Annotated in this window: 16 protein-coding genes; 15 read left to right on the top strand and 1 reads right to left on the bottom strand. The window is 46.2% G+C overall.

Annotated features, from left to right (window positions below):
- The first annotated feature begins 17 nt into the window (after positions 1-17).
- The 6 genes from wcaK to ugd all read left to right on the top strand — a co-directional run bounded on the left by wcaK (position 18) and on the right by ugd (position 8,090).
- Positions 18-1,295 carry a colanic acid biosynthesis pyruvyl transferase WcaK gene (gene wcaK / locus ACSZPU_RS01365; protein WP_498994708.1) on the top strand — a complete coding sequence of 426 codons (1,278 nt, stop codon included), beginning with the start codon at positions 18-20 and terminating at the stop codon, positions 1,293-1,295.
- Complete coding sequence (wcaL, locus tag ACSZPU_RS01360) at positions 1,292-2,512, top strand: colanic acid biosynthesis glycosyltransferase WcaL (protein ID WP_498994706.1); 1,221 nt, start codon at positions 1,292-1,294, stop codon at positions 2,510-2,512. The genes wcaK and wcaL overlap by 4 nt, the downstream gene beginning before the upstream one ends.
- 11 nt (positions 2,513-2,523) lie before the next feature.
- Entirely contained in the window at positions 2,524-3,936 is a 1,413-nt protein-coding gene (wcaM, locus tag ACSZPU_RS01355; protein WP_498994704.1) for a colanic acid biosynthesis protein WcaM, read from the top strand.
- Between the two features lie 175 nt (positions 3,937-4,111).
- Entirely contained in the window at positions 4,112-5,005 is an 894-nt protein-coding gene (galF, locus tag ACSZPU_RS01350; RefSeq protein ID WP_498994702.1) for a GalU regulator GalF, read from the top strand.
- Between the two features lie 313 nt (positions 5,006-5,318).
- Complete coding sequence (gene gnd, locus ACSZPU_RS01345; RefSeq protein WP_498994700.1) at positions 5,319-6,725, top strand: NADP-dependent phosphogluconate dehydrogenase; 1,407 nt, start codon at positions 5,319-5,321, stop codon at positions 6,723-6,725.
- 198 nt (positions 6,726-6,923) lie between these two features.
- The gene (gene ugd, locus ACSZPU_RS01340; RefSeq protein ID WP_498994698.1) at positions 6,924-8,090 is read left to right on the top strand and encodes a UDP-glucose 6-dehydrogenase; all 1,167 of its coding nucleotides are present in this window, start codon (positions 6,924-6,926) and stop codon (positions 8,088-8,090) included.
- A 36-nt stretch (positions 8,091-8,126) separates the two neighbouring features.
- On the opposite strand, the gene ACSZPU_RS01335 is transcribed toward ugd, so the two are convergent.
- Entirely contained in the window at positions 8,127-9,131 is a 1,005-nt protein-coding gene (locus tag ACSZPU_RS01335) for an NAD-dependent epimerase (RefSeq protein ID WP_498994696.1), read from the bottom strand.
- A 943-nt stretch (positions 9,132-10,074) separates the two neighbouring features.
- On the opposite strand from ACSZPU_RS01335, the gene rfbC reads away from it, so the two are divergent.
- The 9 genes from rfbC (at position 10,075) to rfbA (ending at position 18,476) form a co-directional block, all read left to right on the top strand.
- Positions 10,075-10,617, top strand: coding sequence for a dTDP-4-dehydrorhamnose 3,5-epimerase (rfbC, locus tag ACSZPU_RS01330; protein ID WP_498994694.1), 543 nt, complete (start codon positions 10,075-10,077; stop codon positions 10,615-10,617).
- A 59-nt stretch (positions 10,618-10,676) separates the two neighbouring features.
- Positions 10,677-11,618 carry a glycosyltransferase gene (locus tag ACSZPU_RS01325; RefSeq protein WP_498994692.1) on the top strand — a complete coding sequence of 314 codons (942 nt, stop codon included), beginning with the start codon at positions 10,677-10,679 and terminating at the stop codon, positions 11,616-11,618.
- A gap of 5 nt (positions 11,619-11,623) precedes the next feature.
- The gene (locus tag ACSZPU_RS01320) at positions 11,624-12,568 is read left to right on the top strand and encodes a rhamnosyltransferase (protein WP_498994690.1); all 945 of its coding nucleotides are present in this window, start codon (positions 11,624-11,626) and stop codon (positions 12,566-12,568) included.
- A 63-nt stretch (positions 12,569-12,631) separates the two neighbouring features.
- Entirely contained in the window at positions 12,632-13,411 is a 780-nt protein-coding gene (locus ACSZPU_RS01315; RefSeq protein ID WP_498994688.1) for an ABC transporter permease, read from the top strand.
- Positions 13,412-13,413: 2 nt separating this feature from the next.
- Positions 13,414-14,133 (top strand): ABC transporter ATP-binding protein, encoded by a 720-nt coding sequence (locus ACSZPU_RS01310; protein ID WP_498994687.1) that lies wholly within the window; start codon positions 13,414-13,416, stop codon positions 14,131-14,133.
- 53 nt (positions 14,134-14,186) lie between these two features.
- On the top strand, positions 14,187-15,050 hold the full coding sequence (locus ACSZPU_RS01305) for a dTDP-4-dehydrorhamnose reductase family protein (RefSeq protein WP_498994685.1): 864 nt from the start codon (positions 14,187-14,189) through the stop codon (positions 15,048-15,050).
- Between the two features lie 13 nt (positions 15,051-15,063).
- The gene (locus ACSZPU_RS01300; RefSeq protein ID WP_498994683.1) at positions 15,064-16,338 is read left to right on the top strand and encodes a rhamnosyltransferase WsaF family glycosyltransferase; all 1,275 of its coding nucleotides are present in this window, start codon (positions 15,064-15,066) and stop codon (positions 16,336-16,338) included.
- Positions 16,339-16,530: 192 nt separating this feature from the next.
- Positions 16,531-17,610 carry a dTDP-glucose 4,6-dehydratase gene (gene rfbB, locus ACSZPU_RS01295; protein ID WP_498994681.1) on the top strand — a complete coding sequence of 360 codons (1,080 nt, stop codon included), beginning with the start codon at positions 16,531-16,533 and terminating at the stop codon, positions 17,608-17,610.
- 2 nt (positions 17,611-17,612) lie between these two features.
- Entirely contained in the window at positions 17,613-18,476 is an 864-nt protein-coding gene (gene rfbA, locus ACSZPU_RS01290; RefSeq protein ID WP_498994678.1) for a glucose-1-phosphate thymidylyltransferase RfbA, read from the top strand.
- Positions 18,477-18,505: the final 29 nt, after the last annotated feature.

The following is an 18,505-nucleotide window of genomic DNA, read 5'->3' as shown; positions in this document are numbered from 1 at the left end:
CCTAATCAGAGGTCATTATGAAATTATTAATTCTTGGCAATCACACCTGCGGTAACCGTGGCGACAGCGCCATTTTGCGCGGATTGCTGGATGCGATTGCACGCATCGAACCACAGGCGGAAGTGGACGTCATGAGCCGCTATCCGGTGAGTTCCTCCTGGTTATTGAATCGCCCGGTGATGGGCGACCCGCTCTACAGCCAGATGAAAGCGCACAACACCGCCGCCGGGCTGATGGGGCGGGTGAAAAAAGTTCTGCGCCGTCGCTACCAGCATCAGGTGCTGCTTTCACGGGTGACCGACAGCGGCAAGCTGCGCAATATTGCCATTGCCCAGGGCTTTACCGATTTTGTGCGCCTGCTGGCGAACTATGACGCCATCATCCAGGTGGGGGGATCGTTTTTTGTCGATCTCTACGGCGTCCCGCAGTTTGAGCACGCCCTGTGTACCTTTATGGCCAAAAAACCGTTGTACATGATTGGCCACAGCGTCGGGCCGTTCCAGGATCCGCAGTTTAACCAGTTGGCAAATTATGTCTTTGGCCATTGTGACGCGCTGATCCTGCGTGAGAGCGTCAGCCTGAATTTAATGGAACGCAGTGAAATCACCACCGACAAAGTCGAGCAGGGCGTCGATACCGCGTGGCTGGTGGAGGACGATACCGCCTTCATCCCCAGCTACGCCGTCCGCCACTGGCTGGAGGTGGCGGCAAAAGAGAAAACCGTCGCCATTACCCTGCGCGAACTGGCTCCTTTTGATAAACGCCTGGGGACGACCCAGCAGGCTTATGAAAAAGCCTTTGCCGAAGTGGTGAACCGGATCATCGATGCGGGCTGGCAGGTGATGGCGCTGTCGACCTGTACCGGTATTGATAGCTACAACAAAGACGACCGGATGGTGGCGCTCAATCTGCGCCAGCATATTAGCGACCCGTCGCGCTACCACGTGGTGATGGATGAGCTTAACGATCTCGAAATGGGCAAAATCCTCGCTGCCTGTGACCTGACGGTGGGTACGCGTCTGCATTCCGCCATTATCTCGATGAACTTTGGCACGCCCGCTATCGCCATCAACTACGAACACAAATCTGCCGGGATCATGCAGCAGCTCGGGATGCCGGAAATGGCGGTGGACATTCGCCACCTGCTGGATGGCTCGCTGGCGTCCATGGCAGCCGACACCCTGGGGCAACTGCCCGCGCTCAACGAACGCCTTGCCACCGCGGTGGCGGCCGAGCGGGAAAAAGGGGCGTTGATGGTGAAATCAGTACTGGATCGCATCCGGGAGGTGAAATGAAAGTCAGCTTCTTCCTGCTGAAATTCCCGCTCGCCTCAGAGACTTTTGTTCTGAATCAGATTGTGGCGTTTATCAATATGGGCTTTGAGGTGGAGATCGTCGCGCTGCACAAGGGCGACTTGCAAAACACCCATAGCGCGTGGACGGAGTATCGCCTGGCGGAGAAAACCCACTGGCTGCTGGATGAGCCGGAAGGAAAACTGGCGAAACTGCGCTATCGCGGACAGGCGATACTGCGCGGTGCCGGCCGCTCCTCCACCTGGAAAGCGCTCAATATTTCACGCTACGGCGATGAATCACGCAACCTGATTCTGGCGGCCATTTGCGGTATGACACCGCGGGTTTTCAGTGCCGATGTCTTTATTGCCCATTTTGGCCCGGCGGGCGTCACGGCGGCAAAACTGCGTGAGCTGGGGATGTTACGCGGCAAGATTGCCACCGTGTTCCACGGCATTGATATTTCGCATCGTGATGTGCTCAACCACTATACCCCGGAGTATCAACAGCTTTTTCGCCGTGGCGATCTGATGCTGCCCATCAGCGAACTGTGGGCCGGAAGGCTGCGCAATATGGGCTGCCCGGAAGATAAAATTGCCATCTCGCGCATGGGGGTGGATATCACCCGTTTTAGCCTGCGCCCGGTGAAAGCCCCCGGTACGCCGCTGCAGATGATCTCTGTTGCGAGACTGACCGAAAAAAAAGGGCTGCATGTGGGGATTGAAGCCTGTCGTTTGCTTAAAGCGCGCGGCGTGGCATTTACCTGGCGTATTTTGGGCATTGGCCCGTGGGAGCGGCGCTTGCGCACCCTGATTGAGCAATACCAACTGGATGATGTGATCCACATGCCGGGCTTTAAGCCCAGCCATGAGGTTAAAGCGATGCTGGATGAAGCCGATCTCTTTTTATTGCCTTCGGTGACCGGTGTGGACGGCGATATGGAAGGGATCCCCGTGGCCCTGATGGAGGCCATGGCTGTCGGTATTCCGGTGGTGTCGACGGTACACAGCGGTATTCCGGAATTGATTAACGCCGGGGAGTCGGGCTGGCTGGTGCCGGAAAATGATGCCAGCATGCTGGCGGATAAACTCGCTGAATTCAGCGCGATGCAGCGTCAGGATCTGACGCCGGTTATCACCCGGGCACGCAATAAAATCGAAACCGACTTCAACCAGCAACGTATCAATCAGCAACTTGCTACGCTGCTACAGGCGCTCTGAATCGAGGTCCTATGTCTGAGTTCGAAAAAAAGAATCGACTAGCGTTTAACCGACGCGATTTTCTGACTGCTGGTGCCGCTCTTGCGGCGCTGCCTTTTTTACCGGTGGCCACCGTGCGCGCTGAGACAGTGGATATTCGCCGCTATCAGACAACCGATTGGCCCGCGGCGCTGAAACAGGCATTTAGTGAAGCGCAAACGGTCGAAATTCCCGAAGGCCTGGTGTGCGACAACCTCAACACCGGCGTGTTTATCCCGCCGGGGAAGACGCTGCTGGTGCGCGGGAGCATTAAAAGCAACGGCCGTGGGCGTCTTGTGTTGCAGGACGGCAGTAAAGTAATTGGTGAGAAGGGCGGCAGCCTCTACAACCTGACGCTGGATGTGCGCGGGTCAGACTGTGTTATTCAGGGGCTGAACATGAGCGGCTATGGCCCGGTGACGCAAATCTATATTGGCGGCAAAGAGCCGAAGGTGATGCGCAATCTGACTATCGACAACATCACGGTGACCAAAGCCAATTACGCCATTCTGCGCCAGGGATTTCATAACCAGATCATTGGCGCGAAGATCACCAATAGTCACTTTAGCTACCTGCAAGGGGATGCGGTGGAATGGAACGTCGCCATTAACGATCGCGATATCCTGATCTCTGACCATGTCATCGACCATATCGACTGTACCAACGGCAAAATCAACTGGGGGATCGGCATTGGGCTGGCGGGGAGCACCTATGATAACGCCTACCCCGAAGACCAGGCGGTGAAGAATTTTGTCGTCGCCAATATTACCGGCAGCAACTGCCGTCAACTGGTGCACGTTGAAAACGGCAAACATTTTATTATTCGTAACATTAAGGCAGAAAATATTACGCCGGATTTCAGCAAGAAAGCCGGGATCGATAACGCGACGGTGGCGATTTACGGCTGCGATAATTTCGTTATCGACAACGTGTCGATGGTCAATAGCGCCGGGATGCTCATCGGGTATGGCGTCATTAAAGGCGATTATTTGTCCATTCCGCAAAACTTTAAGTTGAACGATATTCGCCTGGAAAATGCGCAGGACCAGTACAAGCTGCGCGGTATTCAGATTTCCTCCGGCAATGCCACCTCGTTCGTGGCCATTACCAATCTCAATTTACAGCGCGCGACGCTGGAGTTTCACAACAAACCTCAGCACCTTTTCTTACGCAATATCAACGTAATGCAAGAAGCTTCTGTTGGGCCGGCGCTGAAACTTAACTTTGATTTACGCAAGGATGTACGGGGGCGCTTTATGGCCCGTCAGGATACGCTACTGTCGCTGGCGAACATTAAGGCGGTCAACGAAAAAGGGCAGAGTTCTGTCGACATCGACCGTATCGACCATCAGGTCGTGAATGCGCAAAATATCAACTTCCATTTGCCCGCGAAGTCCCGTTTATAGGACGCAGAGCTCATTTGCGATGAATCCTGGTGACTTTATTTCGCCACTGGGATTACATCTACAGCAATTATACGACAATCGGCGTAACATCTTTCGCGGTAACTCGTCCTGCGCAATCTGGCGAACAGAAGTTGAAGGTCTATAATTTATCAATCATTTATAGGTGGAAGGTACAATGATTAATTTGAAAGCAGTTATTCCGGTAGCCGGTTTGGGGATGCATATGCTACCCGCCACCAAAGCTATTCCTAAAGAGATGCTACCCATCGTCGACAAACCAATGATTCAGTATATCGTTGACGAAGTTGTTGCTGCAGGGATCAAAGAAATCGTCCTGGTGACTCACTCTTCCAAAAATGCCGTCGAAAACCACTTCGACACCTCCTATGAGCTGGAAGCGTTGCTGGAACAGCGCGTTAAACGTCAACTTCTGGCAGAAGTACAATCTATCTGTCCTCCTGGCGTAACCATCATGAACGTGCGTCAGGCGCAGCCGCTGGGCCTCGGCCACTCCATTCTGTGCGCGCGTCCGATCGTGGGCGATAACCCGTTTGTGGTTGTTCTGCCGGATATCATTCTGGATACCGCTTCTGCCGATCCGCTGCGTTACAACCTGGCGGCAATGGTTGCGCGTTTTAATGAAACGGGCCGTAGCCAGGTGCTGGCAAAACGCATGAGCGGTGACCTGTCTGAATATTCTGTTATCCAGACCAAAGAGCCGCTGGACAGCGAAGGGAAAGTGAGCCGTATCGTTGAATTCATCGAAAAACCGGATCAGCCGCAAACCCTGGACTCGGACCTGATGGCGGTCGGACGCTATGTCCTCTCCGCTGAAATCTGGCAAGAGCTGGAGCGCACTTCCCCTGGCGCATGGGGCCGTATCCAGTTAACGGATGCGATTGCAGAGATGGCGAAAAAACAGTCTGTTGATGCCATGCTGATGACGGGCGATAGCTATGACTGCGGTAAAAAAATGGGGTATATGCAGGCGTTCGTTAACTACGGGTTGCGTAATCTCAAAGAAGGTCAAAAATTCCGCGAAAGTATTAAGAAAATGCTGACGCAATAATTGCAGAATCTGTACTTCTTGAGTTAAGTGCCGGTTGACGAGATCAGGGCGGACAAATACATCGCATTTATTGCGAAATTTGCCCGCCTTTTTTAGCGCTTCAACGTCTGCATCTTTCTGCTTTTTTTCTCTACACTCCCAAGTCAAGCCACCCGTTCAGTGATAACGCTTTTCCAATAGCGTGAGGAGGGTACAATCGTTCCCCGTCCGAGTTTTCGTATAGCATTGGAATCAGCTATTAAGTAACATACTATTCACTTAAGCCCGTCGGACTCGTTGCCGGCTGGGTAACCACACCTGACAGGAGTTTTGCATGTCCAAGCAACAAATCGGCGTTGTTGGTATGGCTGTGATGGGGCGCAACCTGGCGCTTAACATCGAAAGCCGTGGCTATACCGTTTCCGTTTTCAACCGCTCCCGCGACAAAACCGAAGAAGTGATTGCTGAGAATCCCGGCAAGAAACTTGCTCCTTACTACACCGTGAAAGAGTTTGTTGAATCCTTAGAAACTCCCCGTCGCATCCTGTTGATGGTGAAAGCGGGTGCTGGCACCGATGCCGCTATTGACTCCCTGAAACCGTATCTGGAAAAAGGCGACATCATCATTGATGGCGGCAATACCTTCTTCCAGGATACCATTCGTCGTAACCGCGAACTGTCTGCAGAAGGCTTTAACTTCATCGGTACTGGTGTTTCCGGTGGCGAAGAAGGTGCGCTGAAAGGCCCATCAATCATGCCTGGCGGCCAGAAAGACGCTTACGAGTTGGTTGCTCCGATCCTGACCAAAATTGCTGCCGTTGCCGAAGATGGCGAGCCGTGCGTCACCTATATCGGTGCTGACGGTGCTGGCCACTACGTTAAGATGGTTCATAACGGTATCGAATACGGTGATATGCAGCTGATTGCAGAAGCTTATTCTCTGCTGAAAGGCGGTCTGAACCTGTCCAATGAAGAGCTGGCAACAACTTTCAGCGAGTGGAACAAAGGCGAGCTGAGCAGCTACCTGATCGACATCACCAAAGATATCTTCACCAAGAAAGACGAAGACGGTAAATACCTGGTCGATGTGATTCTGGATGAAGCGGCTAACAAAGGTACCGGCAAATGGACCAGCCAGAGCTCTCTGGATCTGGGTGAACCGCTGTCTCTGATCACTGAATCCGTCTTCGCGCGTTATATCTCTTCTCTGAAAGAGCAGCGTGTTGCCGCGTCTAAAGTGCTGAGTGGCCCACAGGCGCAGCCTGCTGGCGACAAAGCGGAGTTCATCGAGAAAGTCCGCCGCGCGCTGTACCTCGGTAAAATCGTCTCTTACGCGCAGGGCTTCTCTCAACTGCGTGCCGCTTCTGACGAATACAACTGGGATCTGAACTACGGTGAAATCGCGAAGATTTTCCGCGCTGGCTGCATCATCCGCGCCCAGTTCCTGCAGAAAATCACCGATGCTTACGCAGAGACTCCGGCAATCGCTAACCTGCTGCTGGCACCGTACTTCAAGCAAATTGCTGACGAATATCAGCAGGCGTTGCGTGACGTTGTGGCGTACGCGGTACAAAACGGTATTCCGGTACCGACCTTTGGCGCTGCCGTTGCCTACTATGACAGCTACCGTGCTGCGGTGCTGCCGGCGAACCTGATTCAGGCTCAGCGTGACTACTTCGGTGCGCACACCTATAAGCGTACTGATAAAGACGGTGTGTTCCACACCGAATGGCTGGATTAATCTGAATTAGCCCACCGCTAAATGCAGGCCCGGAGCGCTCCTCCGGGCTTTTTTATTGCCTAAAAATGGGTTTCAGTCAGGTCTGATAGCCGCCGTTGTAGAAAACCACGATATACTGACGCAATGCTGATCCGATACGCACCCGTACAGGCGACGTATTCATCCTCAAATTTTTAACCAGAAGAAGTTGCAGAGCGAATGAAGATAACTATCTCAGGAACAGGTTACGTAGGTTTGTCTAACGGTATTCTGATTGCGCAGCACCATGAAGTGGTCGCGCTCGATATTGTGCAAGCCAAAGTCGATATGCTGAATCAGAAAAAATCGCCGATCGTTGATAAAGAAATTGAAGAGTATCTGGCGACAAAAGAGCTGAACTTCCGCGCAACAACGGATAAGCAGGACGCCTATCGCAACGCAGATTATGTGATTATCGCCACTCCGACGGATTACGACCCTAAAACCAACTACTTCAATACCTCAAGCGTCGAATCGGTCATCCGTGATGTGCACGAAATCAATCCCAACGCCGTGATGATCATTAAGTCCACCATCCCGGTAGGATTTACCCAGTCCATCAAAGAAGAGCTCGGCATTGATAACGTTATCTTCTCGCCGGAATTCCTGCGTGAGGGTCGGGCGTTATACGACAACCTGCACCCGTCCCGCATCGTTATCGGCGAGCGCTCCGAGCGCGCTGAACGTTTTGCAGGCCTGCTGCAGCAAGGAGCTATCAAGAAAGATATCCCGACGCTGTTCACCGACTCCACCGAAGCTGAAGCCATCAAGCTGTTCGCCAACACTTATCTGGCGCTGCGTGTGGCCTACTTCAACGAGCTGGACAGCTATGCAGAGAGCCTGGGGCTGAATTCCCGCCAGATCATTGAAGGGGTGTGCCTGGATCCGCGTATCGGCAATCACTACAACAACCCGTCGTTTGGCTATGGCGGCTACTGCCTGCCGAAAGATACCAAACAGCTGCTGGCGAACTACGCATCTGTGCCAAACAACATCATCGGTGCGATTGTTGATGCGAACCGTACGCGTAAAGACTTTATTGCTGACTCCATTCTGGCTCGCAAGCCGAAGGTGGTTGGCGTTTACCGTCTGATCATGAAATCCGGCTCTGATAACTTCCGTGCGTCCTCGATTCAGGGGATTATGAAGCGTATCAAGGCGAGAGGTATTCCGGTCATTATTTATGAGCCGGTAATGCAAGAGGACGAGTTCTTTAATTCCCGCGTCGTGCGCGACCTTGATGCGTTTAAACAAGAAGCCGATGTGATTATTTCTAACCGCATGGCGCAAGAGCTGGCGGATGTAGAAGAGAAGGTGTATACCCGCGACCTTTTCGGTAACGACTAAGCATAAAATGAAAACGGCCCATCAGGGCCGTTTTTCTTAAGCGTTGTAATACGCCTTATACCACTCGACAAACTTTTTCACGCCTTCCTTGACCGATGTCTGTGGCTTAAAGCCGATGGTGTTATACAACGGCTGCGTATCGGCACTGGTTTCCAGCACATCGCCCGGCTGAATCGGCATCATGTTCTTCTGCGCTTCAATACCCAATGCCTCTTCCAGTGCGGTGATGTAATCCATCAACTCCACCGGCGAGCTATTGCCAATGTTGTAGATGTGGTACGGCGCGGAACTGGTGGCCGGCGAGCCGCTTTCCACCGTCCAGTTTGGATCGGCCTGCGGAATCACATCCTGCATGCGGATAATGGCTTCAACGATGTCATCCACGTAGGTAAAGTCACGCTTCATCTTGCCGTAGTTGTACACATCTATGCTTTTGCCTTCGAGCATGGCTTTGGTGAATTTAAACAATGCCATGTCCGGGCGTCCCCACGGGCCGTAAACGGTAAAGAAACGCAGACCGGTGGTCGGTAAACCGTAGAGATGCGAATAGGTATGCGACATCAGCTCGTTGGATTTTTTTGTCGCCGCATAGAGCGATACTGGGTGATCGACGGAATCGTCCGTGGAGAAAGGCATTTTGCGATTCAGACCGTAAACGGAGCTTGAGGATGCATACAGCAGGTGTTGAACCTTGTTGTGGCGACAGCCTTCCAGCACATTCAGGTGGCCAATCAGGTTGGCCTCGGCGTAGACATGCGGGTTTTCCAGCGAATAACGCACGCCTGCCTGGGCCGCAAGATGGATCACGCGGTCGAACTTCTCTTTGGCAAACAGCTGGGCCATCCCTTCACGGTCGGCCAGATCCAGCTTCACAAAGCGAAAACTGTCGTTTGCCAGTAAGTTCAGGCGTGATTCTTTCAGGCTGACGTCATAGTAATCATTAAGATTGTCTATCCCTGTGACCTGATGGCCCGCCTGTAACAGACGTTCGCTGACGTGAAAGCCGATAAAGCCGGCCGCGCCGGTGACCAAAAATTTCATAACCTTCCTCGTTATCCTGTGCCTACTAAGAGTTGCGATAAGGCAAGATCATACAGGTAAATGCCCTGAAGGTAACGCCTAATGTGCTCAATACAATAATGTTTGCTGTTAAAAAAACGGCAAGAAAATATGTTTAATACATTGATTTTATTTGTTTTTAATTAATTCAGAATAATGAGAATTGACTAATCTCATGGAAAGTCAAGAAGTATTTCATGAGCAATAGTTACAATGAGATATATAATAAAATAGCGTGATTTTATTCCTTAATACTTTTAATAAAAATAAGACAAATCCAGACTGATTCCATGCCAAAAGTGAGTAAGATCACCGTTTTATCGAGAATGGCAGTAATGCGAAATAATTCTAACTATACCCAGAATACTTCGAGTTGCAGGAGCCAGTAAACCCAAGTTAATCGTAGGGATAGATTGTTTAAGCACTACCATCCTGCATCTTGAAGTTACTTGGGTATATCAATTAGGCTGCATTTTAATAAGTTTCAGCTATTGATTTTCGAAAAAATGGCAAGATACATAGTCGCCATTACTGTAATGTCAAGTAAAAATAAAATTAAAAAAATCTTGATTTACTAATGAGTTACTGCAAACTTCAATATACATATTTTAACAGTTTGTGCTGGATTGGTATTACAAAAGGATTATAATCCGCATGAGTAATATGAACTCTAAGGCAAAAGTAACTTCTTAAGGAGGATAAGTTCAGTAGTTACAAAATGACCACTTTGACAACATTTCGTAGGCAGGATGAAATGTGAAGAAATGGCATCATGTTTTGCTCTTAGAGAATGTTGGTATCTCGAAGCCAAGGGCGGTAGCGTTGTTGTTAATGTTTTCTTAATGTTGGTTTAATTAGATCTCTTAAATCGGCTGAAGATCGCTAGTACAAGAATTTGTTCATAAACTGTACGGAAGGATATGCCATGAAGGTTATTGATACCAAAATTGAAGGCGTGAAAATAATTGAACCAAAAGTTTTTGGCGATAATCGCGGTTTTTTTCTTGAATCGTTTTCTAAAAAACGTTACGAAGAGCTGCTAGATATTAGTACCGAATTTGTTCAGGACAATCATTCTCGGTCATCTAAAGGGGTTTTGAGAGGCCTTCACTTCCAGTTAAATAATCCTCAAGGAAAACTTGTTCGTGTTGTTCGCGGTGAGGTTTTTGACGTCGCAGTTGACATCAGACCAGAGTCACCTACATACGGGCAATGGGAAGCTGTTGTTTTAAGTGAGGAAAATAAGAAACAGTTCTGGATTCCACCGGGTCTGGCTCATGGTTTTGTTGTCATGTCTGATATTGCAGACTTTGAATATAAATGTACATCATATTATGACCCCACCTCTGAGCATAGTCTCCTGTGGAACGACCCCGACGTTAATATTCAATGGCCAGAGATGGATGTTGATTACAAACTGTCTGATAAAGATAAAGAAGGAAAACGCCTTAAGGATTTTGACTTTTGATTAGAATAGTCATTGAAGTGGATGAATTCATTCGGCCGTAAGACTTGTGATATATTATAATGAATTATACCGAGAGCTTTTATAAAGGTGAAGTTGCCATACTTATGGCAACTTATAATGCTGACCAATTTATTGAACAGCAATTACGGTCGTTTTCAAACCAGACATATCCTTTTTGGAAACTTTATATTTCAGATGATAGTTTAACAGACGATAGTGTAAAATTGATTCATGACTGCATGGGTAACACCCCAGAGACGAGTTGTGTTATCAAAAAAGGCCCTATGCGGGGATTTGCAGCTAATTTTTTGTCTTTAGTCTGCGATAACAGTATCAAAGCAGATTATTATGCGTATTCCGACCAGGATGACGTTTGGGAAGAAGACAAACTTGCCCATGCTATAAACCAACTTTCTGCTGTTGACAGTAATGTTCCCGCATTGTACTGCTCTCGAACGCTATTAATTGACATTGATAATAATGCAATCGGATTTTCTCCTGAGTTTCAAAGAGCACCTGGCTTCTGCAATGCAATGGTGCAAAGTATTGCAGGGGGAAATACCATGGTTTTCAACAAAGCTGCAAAGAAAATCCTGGAAAAAGCTGGCGAAGTAGATGTCGTTTCTCATGACTGGTGGACGTATATTGCTATCACTGCATGCGGTGGCGTTGTTATCTATGATCGTGAACCGAGAGTAAAATATCGCCAGCATAGCAATAATCTTGTTGGAACAAATAATGGCATAAAGCAAAAGTTAAAACGTATTGCTAGTCTCTCCAGAGGCGATTATGCGAGCTGGACGCAATTGAATATTCAGGCACTCAATACATTGAAAGAAAATATCCCTGAGAGAAATCAAAATCTAATTGATAAGATATTTGAAATTAAATGTGGGAGTTTAATTACCAGGCTTATATGTGCTTTTAAATTCCCATTTTACAGACAAACATTCTTTGGCAATGTAGCTCTCGTTGTAGCAATGATTTTTAAGAAGATATAACCACTATGGATATTGCTGAAGAATATAAGAGTTGTTGTGTTTGTGCTGTGATTATTACGTTTGATCCTAATGTTGCGGGATTAAAAGATGCGCTTAAAAGCTTGATAGGGCAGGTTGCTAATATTATCATTGTTGATAACGCATCTAAAAAAGAAATAGTTAATGAGTTGAAAAATTATGCCGAAAAATCTCATGACAAAATTCACATTATTTCTTTACCAGAAAATGTTGGTATAGCCGAGGCTCAAAATATAGGTGTTACAAACGCTTATGACTACTTTTGTAGCCATGTCCTTTTTATGGATCATGATAGTATCCCAGAAGAAAATATGGTTGAGATGCTATTAAAAGCTGAACATAACATATTAATATCTGGTGGCAATGTGGGTGCTGTTGGGCCGACACTAATTGATCGGCGAACTCAGACCAGGTCTGGATTCGTTAAGAGAAAAGGCTTTTCTATTTCACGTGTTTACCCAGCTGATACGCAGGATGAGTTTGTTGAAGCTGATTTTATTATCTCATCCGGCACTCTAGTCAGAAGAGAAGTGCTGCAAAATGTTGGTCTGATGAATGCAGGTTATTTTATCGACCATGTAGATACTGAATGGTGCTTTCGCGTTACAAATTTGGGCTACAAAATTTATGGCATTAGAGATGCTTTTCTTAATCATAAACTCGGTGAAAATGTTGTAAAAATTTGGTTAGGTCGTTGGCGAGAAATTCCACGCCATAATGATTTTCGCTACTACTATATATTCCGCAACACGTTAGTGATGGTTAAGAAAACGGCGATGCCGATGAGTTGGAAACTTGCACATTTATACAGATTGGCTATTTTTTTTGTTTTTTTTGGCTTTCTTTGCAGTGCTAACAGCAAAAGGTGGCGGTTTATCACACAAGGTCTTTGGGATGCCTGCAAAGAAAGAATGGGGCAATATAAGAGATAAGACTGACGTTAGCTATATTTTTGTCTGATGCAATTAGTTTTAACTACTGTAAGGTTTTTAGTAATGCCGAGAATTTTCAAGGAAATAAGTAGCACGCTAAATCGCATGCCATTAATTGTTCATATGGCATATAGCGACACGAAGGCCAGATACAAGCGAAGCATGCTTGGACCGCTGTGGTTGACGCTGGGTGCTGCTATTGGTGTCGTCGGATTAGGCTTCGTCTGGAGTGGACTGCTTAATCAAGATAAAAGCACATTGATACCTTCATTAACAATAGGTCTGCTGCTTTGGCAATTTATGTCAGCCTGCGTAACTGAAAGTACCTCGGTATTTGTTCGACAATCGCAGGTGATAAGAAACTTACAACTCCCATTCCTTATTTATCCATTTCAGCTAATTGTTAAGCAACTTATTACATTAGCGCATAATTTAATCATAGTCGTTATCGTGTTTATGATTTACCCTCCAGCAATGAGTTCGGTGACGTTGCTTTCTATTGTTGGATTTGTTTTATTGATCCTGAACCTGTCTTGGATATCAATTCTCTTTGGTATGCTGGGTGCAAGGTTCAGAGATGTTGAGCAAATAATCCAGGCATTAATGCCGATCATATTTTTCCTTACTCCAGTGCTTTATAAAGCTGGACATGCAGGAATCAACCAATTCGTCATTTGGCTTAATCCGTTCACGTATTTCATTACTCTCGTTCGTGATCCATTATTTGGTATAACGCCTGAACCCTTTGTTTTTGCTATCAATGCTGGCATTGCCTTTTTCGGTTGGCTGATAACAATGATCGTTTTTGAAAAATACTCAACAAGAATTGCTTTTTGGATTTGAATATGTCGATACTGAAATTTGAAAATGTGACCGTAAAATATCCAATTTACAACGCCGGTTCCCAGTCGTTAAGAAAACAGATCGTCAGAATTGGTACGGGGGGGAGAATTGGTGGGCAGGATGAAAAATTAGTAACGGTAACAGCTCTGGAAAATGTCAGTTTTGAATTAAATGATGGTGATGCTGTTGGGTTAATTGGACACAATGGCGCAGGGAAAAGTACTTTGCTGAGAACTATGGCGGGTATTTATCATCCAAGTTCTGGCTCGATTATTCGGGAAGGACGTGTCGCAACAGTATTTGAACTGGGTGCGGGTATGGACCCTGAGCTGTCTGGATATGAAAACATAATGCGTATGCTTATGTTGATGGGATTTTCGAAAAGTTCATTAAAACACAAAATCACGGACATTGAAGAGTTTTGTGAGCTTGGTAATTTTCTACAGTTACCAGTAAGAACTTATTCATCCGGTATGACGATGCGTCTTATGTTTGCAGTCGCAACTTCAGTTAAACCTGAAATATTGCTTATTGATGAAATGTTTGGAACTGGAGATAGTGAGTTTCAAAATAAAGCTGAGAAAAGAATGCATGACTGGATTTCAGCTTCCGACATATTTGTCTTCGCTTCTCATGATATGGGCCTGATTAAGCGGCTTTGTAATCGTTTCATCCGACTTGCGCACGGCTCGATTGAAGAGGTTTCAATTGATTCTATTTGAGTTAAATGTCATCGTTTTTTGCGTCAAGACAAATTTTAAAAAAGGTATATATAATGAGTAAGGTATTGATCACCGGTGGTACTGGAATGTTAGGTGCTTATGTTACTGATGCATTAGGAGTTAATAATCCCAATGTTGTTGTGGCCACCCGAAATGAAATTGATTTGTCAAGACCAGACAAAATTTATGATTATGTCATGAAAGTTAACCCTGACGTGATATTGCATATTGCGGCTGAAACAAATGTAGACTTGTGCGAGCGTGAACCGAATCGCGCTGGTGCTTATAATCATGTAGCAACAAAAGAAATTGCAAAAGCAGCGAACTATTGCAATGCCTGGATTCTTTATATTTCCTCATCAAACGTTTTTGGTACTGAGGGGAAATATATGTACAACGAGTTAGATTTGCCGAATCCTATGAATTATTATGGGCGCTCTAAACTGTTTGGTGAACAAGAAGTGAGAGCGTTTTGTCCAACAAGTCATCTGATCATCCGTTCTGGGTGGATGATTGGTGGTGGGCCGACACGTGACCATAAGTTTGTTGGCAAAATTGTTCAGCAAATTAAAGAGGGGGCTACAGAGCTAAAAGCAGTTAATGACCGCCTTGGTTCCATTACATCTGCACAGCAGTTATGTAAATTCATTATTTGGGCTGTTGAGAACCGTCCTACAGGTACATTACATTTTGCGAGCACTGGCGTTGTCAGTCGCTTCGATATTGCTATGGCGATTGGTGAAATGTTAAAATTTGAGGGTGTTATTCAACCCGTACAGTCCTCTATGTTCCCTCTCTCAGCACCAAGACCTCTCTCGGAAGGTATTGAATCAATCTACCTGGAATCGCACGAAGGATGTCCGCGCCCAGGTTATTGGAAAGATGATCTTGCGGCTTACGTTTCAACATTTAAATGATGGTTAGAATAGAATGAAGACAAAAATCAAGTACTTTATGATTTATGCAAAACAATTTGGGTATGGAAATGCCGTTGTTTTTGCGATGTTTAAACTTTTCCCTCGTCTATTCGTGTTAATGCATCAGAAGGTTAACGCCGGAAATAATAGTGTTTGGCCTGAAATGGCAACCGTAGACCCTGTTATGTCACTTAACAGCGTTATGGATTACAAACCATGGACTGAATTTGGCGGTGCGAAAACGCCAGTTGCTTCCACTGATAAACGACGTACATTTATTTGGTTTGTTCCTGATTGGTCTAATGTTTGGGGTGGCGGCCATTACACGTTATTCCGTTTCGCAAATCATTTCGCTAAGTACGATACTCGAAATATTATTTATATTTATAATAATGAACGCCATAGTTCACCTCGTCAGTTACAAGAAGAATTAGACATGGCAGTACCAGACTGTCGTCTGGAAGTTATTATTGATCCTAAATTGCTGCCTGAGTGTACGGGTGCGATTGCAACCACATGGCAATCTGCTTATGATGTGCGCGCATTTCCCTTCGCACTCAAGAAATTCTATTTCATGCAAGATTATGAAAGCCAATTTTATGCGTACGGTACGGCTTCCATGCAAGCTAATGCGACTTATACCTTTGGATTTACAGGTATCACAGGTGGTGGCTGGCTAAAACACTGCTACGAGTCCCATGGTGGTTCAGCGAAGAATTATCTGTTTGCTACTGATAAAGATATTTTTTATCCTGCAACTCCAGATGGTAAAGTGAGAGATAAGGTAACACGTCTCTTTTTCTATGGCCGTCCTTCTACAGAGCGTCGTTGCTTTGACTTGGGCATGGCAGCTCTATTGAAAATATCGCAAGCATATCCTGATGTGGAAATTATCATTGCAGGCCTGGATTTAAAAGCTAAACCACCTTTCCCTGCAACACTGCTTGGCAATATGACATTAAAAGATACTGGTGATCTCTATAGAACATGTGATATAGGGATGGCGTTTTCAGGTACCAATCTGTCGTACCTTCCTGTTGAGTTAATGTCCTCTGGGCTACCTGTTATTTCGAATAATGGACCTCAGGTTGAATGGCACTGTAAGCATAATGAAAATGCATACTTATGTGATCCAACACCTCAGGCAGTTTTGGAAGCATTTACCGAACTCTATAATAATGCGCCGTTACGACAGAAACTCGCTGATGGTGGTTTAAAAACGATGGCTCCATTAACCTGGGAATCACAGATGTCGCAAATTTATGAGTATGTTTGCGAAAATATCTAAATATGTATTTAATCAGCTGCAGTGTGCTGCAGCTGATTTTTTATTGTGATATACGGCTTGTTGCTCTCTCTTTTAATATTTTAAGATTTTACTCATTATTATTTACTATCATAGTGTATATAGTCATTTGTTAATAAATGCTTGCTTTTTACTCAGAGCCAGAAGTGTGAGCGAAAATATTTTTGAGGATTTATGAAAATAATTGTTACAGGTGGGGCAGGGTTTATCGGCTCTGCAGTAGTGCGTCACATCATAAATGCAACTAACGACAATGTACTGATACTGGATAAGTTAACTTATGCTGGGAATTTAGAGTCCCTCGCTGAAGTGTCCTCGAGCGAACGGTATCGTTTTGTTCAGGCTGATATCTGTGACAGCCATTCTCTGGATGAGATCTTCAATGACTATCAGCCTGATGCAGTTATGCACCTTGCGGCAGAGAGCCATGTTGACCGCTCTATTGACGGTCCTGCAGCGTTTATTGAAACAAATATAGTTGGTACCTACGTTCTGCTTGAAGCTGCGCGTAAATATTGGGGCGGACTAGAAGGTCAGCGGAAACAAGATTTCAGATTCCATCATATCTCGACTGACGAAGTTTATGGTGATTTGCATAACCCAGATGATCTTTTCACTGAGACAACTCCGTATGCGCCAAGTAGCCCATATTCTGCGTCCAAAGCATCCAGCGACCATTTAGTCAGAGCCTGGTTGAGAACCTTTGGGCTCCCCACGATTGTAACTAATTGCTCAAATAATTACGGTCCGTACCATTTCCCGGAAAAACTTATTCCACTAACTATTCTAAATGCACTGGAAGGCAAGGCCTTGCCAGTATATGGCGATGGTGGACAAATCCGCGATTGGTTATATGTCGAGGATCATGCAAGAGCCCTTTATAAGGTAGTCAAAACGGGTGTTGTTGGTGAAACCTATAATATAGGTGGGCATAACGAACGTAAGAACATTGATGTTGTACGGACTATTTGCGCATTGTTGGATGAACTTGTTCCTCCTGCTGGGAAAAATTTCAGCAAATACGAAGAGTTAATTACTTTTGTTACCGATCGTCCTGGCCACGATGTGCGTTATGCGATTGATGCGTCTAAAATTGATCGAGAACTGGGCTGGAAACCAGAAGAAACTTTCGAAAGTGGTATCCGTAAGACTGTTGAATGGTTTTTGGCAAATGAAACCTGGTGGCGTCGGGTTAAAAACGGTTCTTATGCAGGTGAACGCCTCGGCTTAAACAATAACGTGAAAGGGGCATAATAATGAAAGGAATCGTTCTTGCTGGAGGCTCGGGTACGCGACTCTACCCTTTAACTCGTGGGGTATCAAAGCAACTCCTACCTATCTACGATAAGCCAATGGTTTACTATCCGATTTCTGTCCTTATGCTCGCAGGAATCAGGGATATATTGATTATTACGACACCAGAGGATATGCCGTCATTTCAGCGTCTTCTTGGTGACGGTAGTCGATTTGGTATAAATCTTAGCTACCAGATTCAACCTAGTCCGGATGGACTTGCCCAGGCATTTTTGATTGGTGAAGAATTTATCAATGGTGATCGTTGCGCATTAGTTCTGGGTGACAACATTTATTTCGGCCAGGATTTTGCCCGAAAATTAACTGCCATCTCTAAGAAAGAACGCGGAGCGACCGTTTTTGGTTATCAAGTTGTCGATCCTGAACGTTTTGGGGTGGTTGAATTTGACAGCAACTTCCGCGCGCTGTCCATCGAAGAAAAACCGTTAAAACCTAAATCATCGTGGGCTGTTACTGGTCTCTATTTTTACGACGAGCGTGTTGTTGAAATGGCTAAACAAGTCAAGCCATCAGCGCGTGGTGAGTTAGAGATCACGACGATTAATCAGATGTATTTAGATCTTGGCGAACTGGATGTTGAGCTTCTTGGACGTGGGTTCGCCTGGCTTGACTCTGGGACCCACGAGAGCCTGCTCGAAGCTTCCCAATTTGTACACACGATTGAAAGCCGTCAGGCTTTCAAGATCGCGTGTCTTGAGGAAATAGCTTATCGAAATGGCTGGTTGACGAAAGAGCAGCTGTTCTCTGAGGCGACCACTATGGCTAAAACGCAGTATGGGCAATATATTTTGCAATTGCTGAAATAGAATCATTGCCTAATTTAAGCCAGCCACTA

The organism is Phytobacter sp. V69, from assembly GCF_965644215.1.
GTDB lineage: Bacteria > Pseudomonadota > Gammaproteobacteria > Enterobacterales > Enterobacteriaceae > Phytobacter.
Note: the sequence above shows the minus strand (reverse complement) of the source record. Positions and strands in the feature narration are given on the sequence as shown.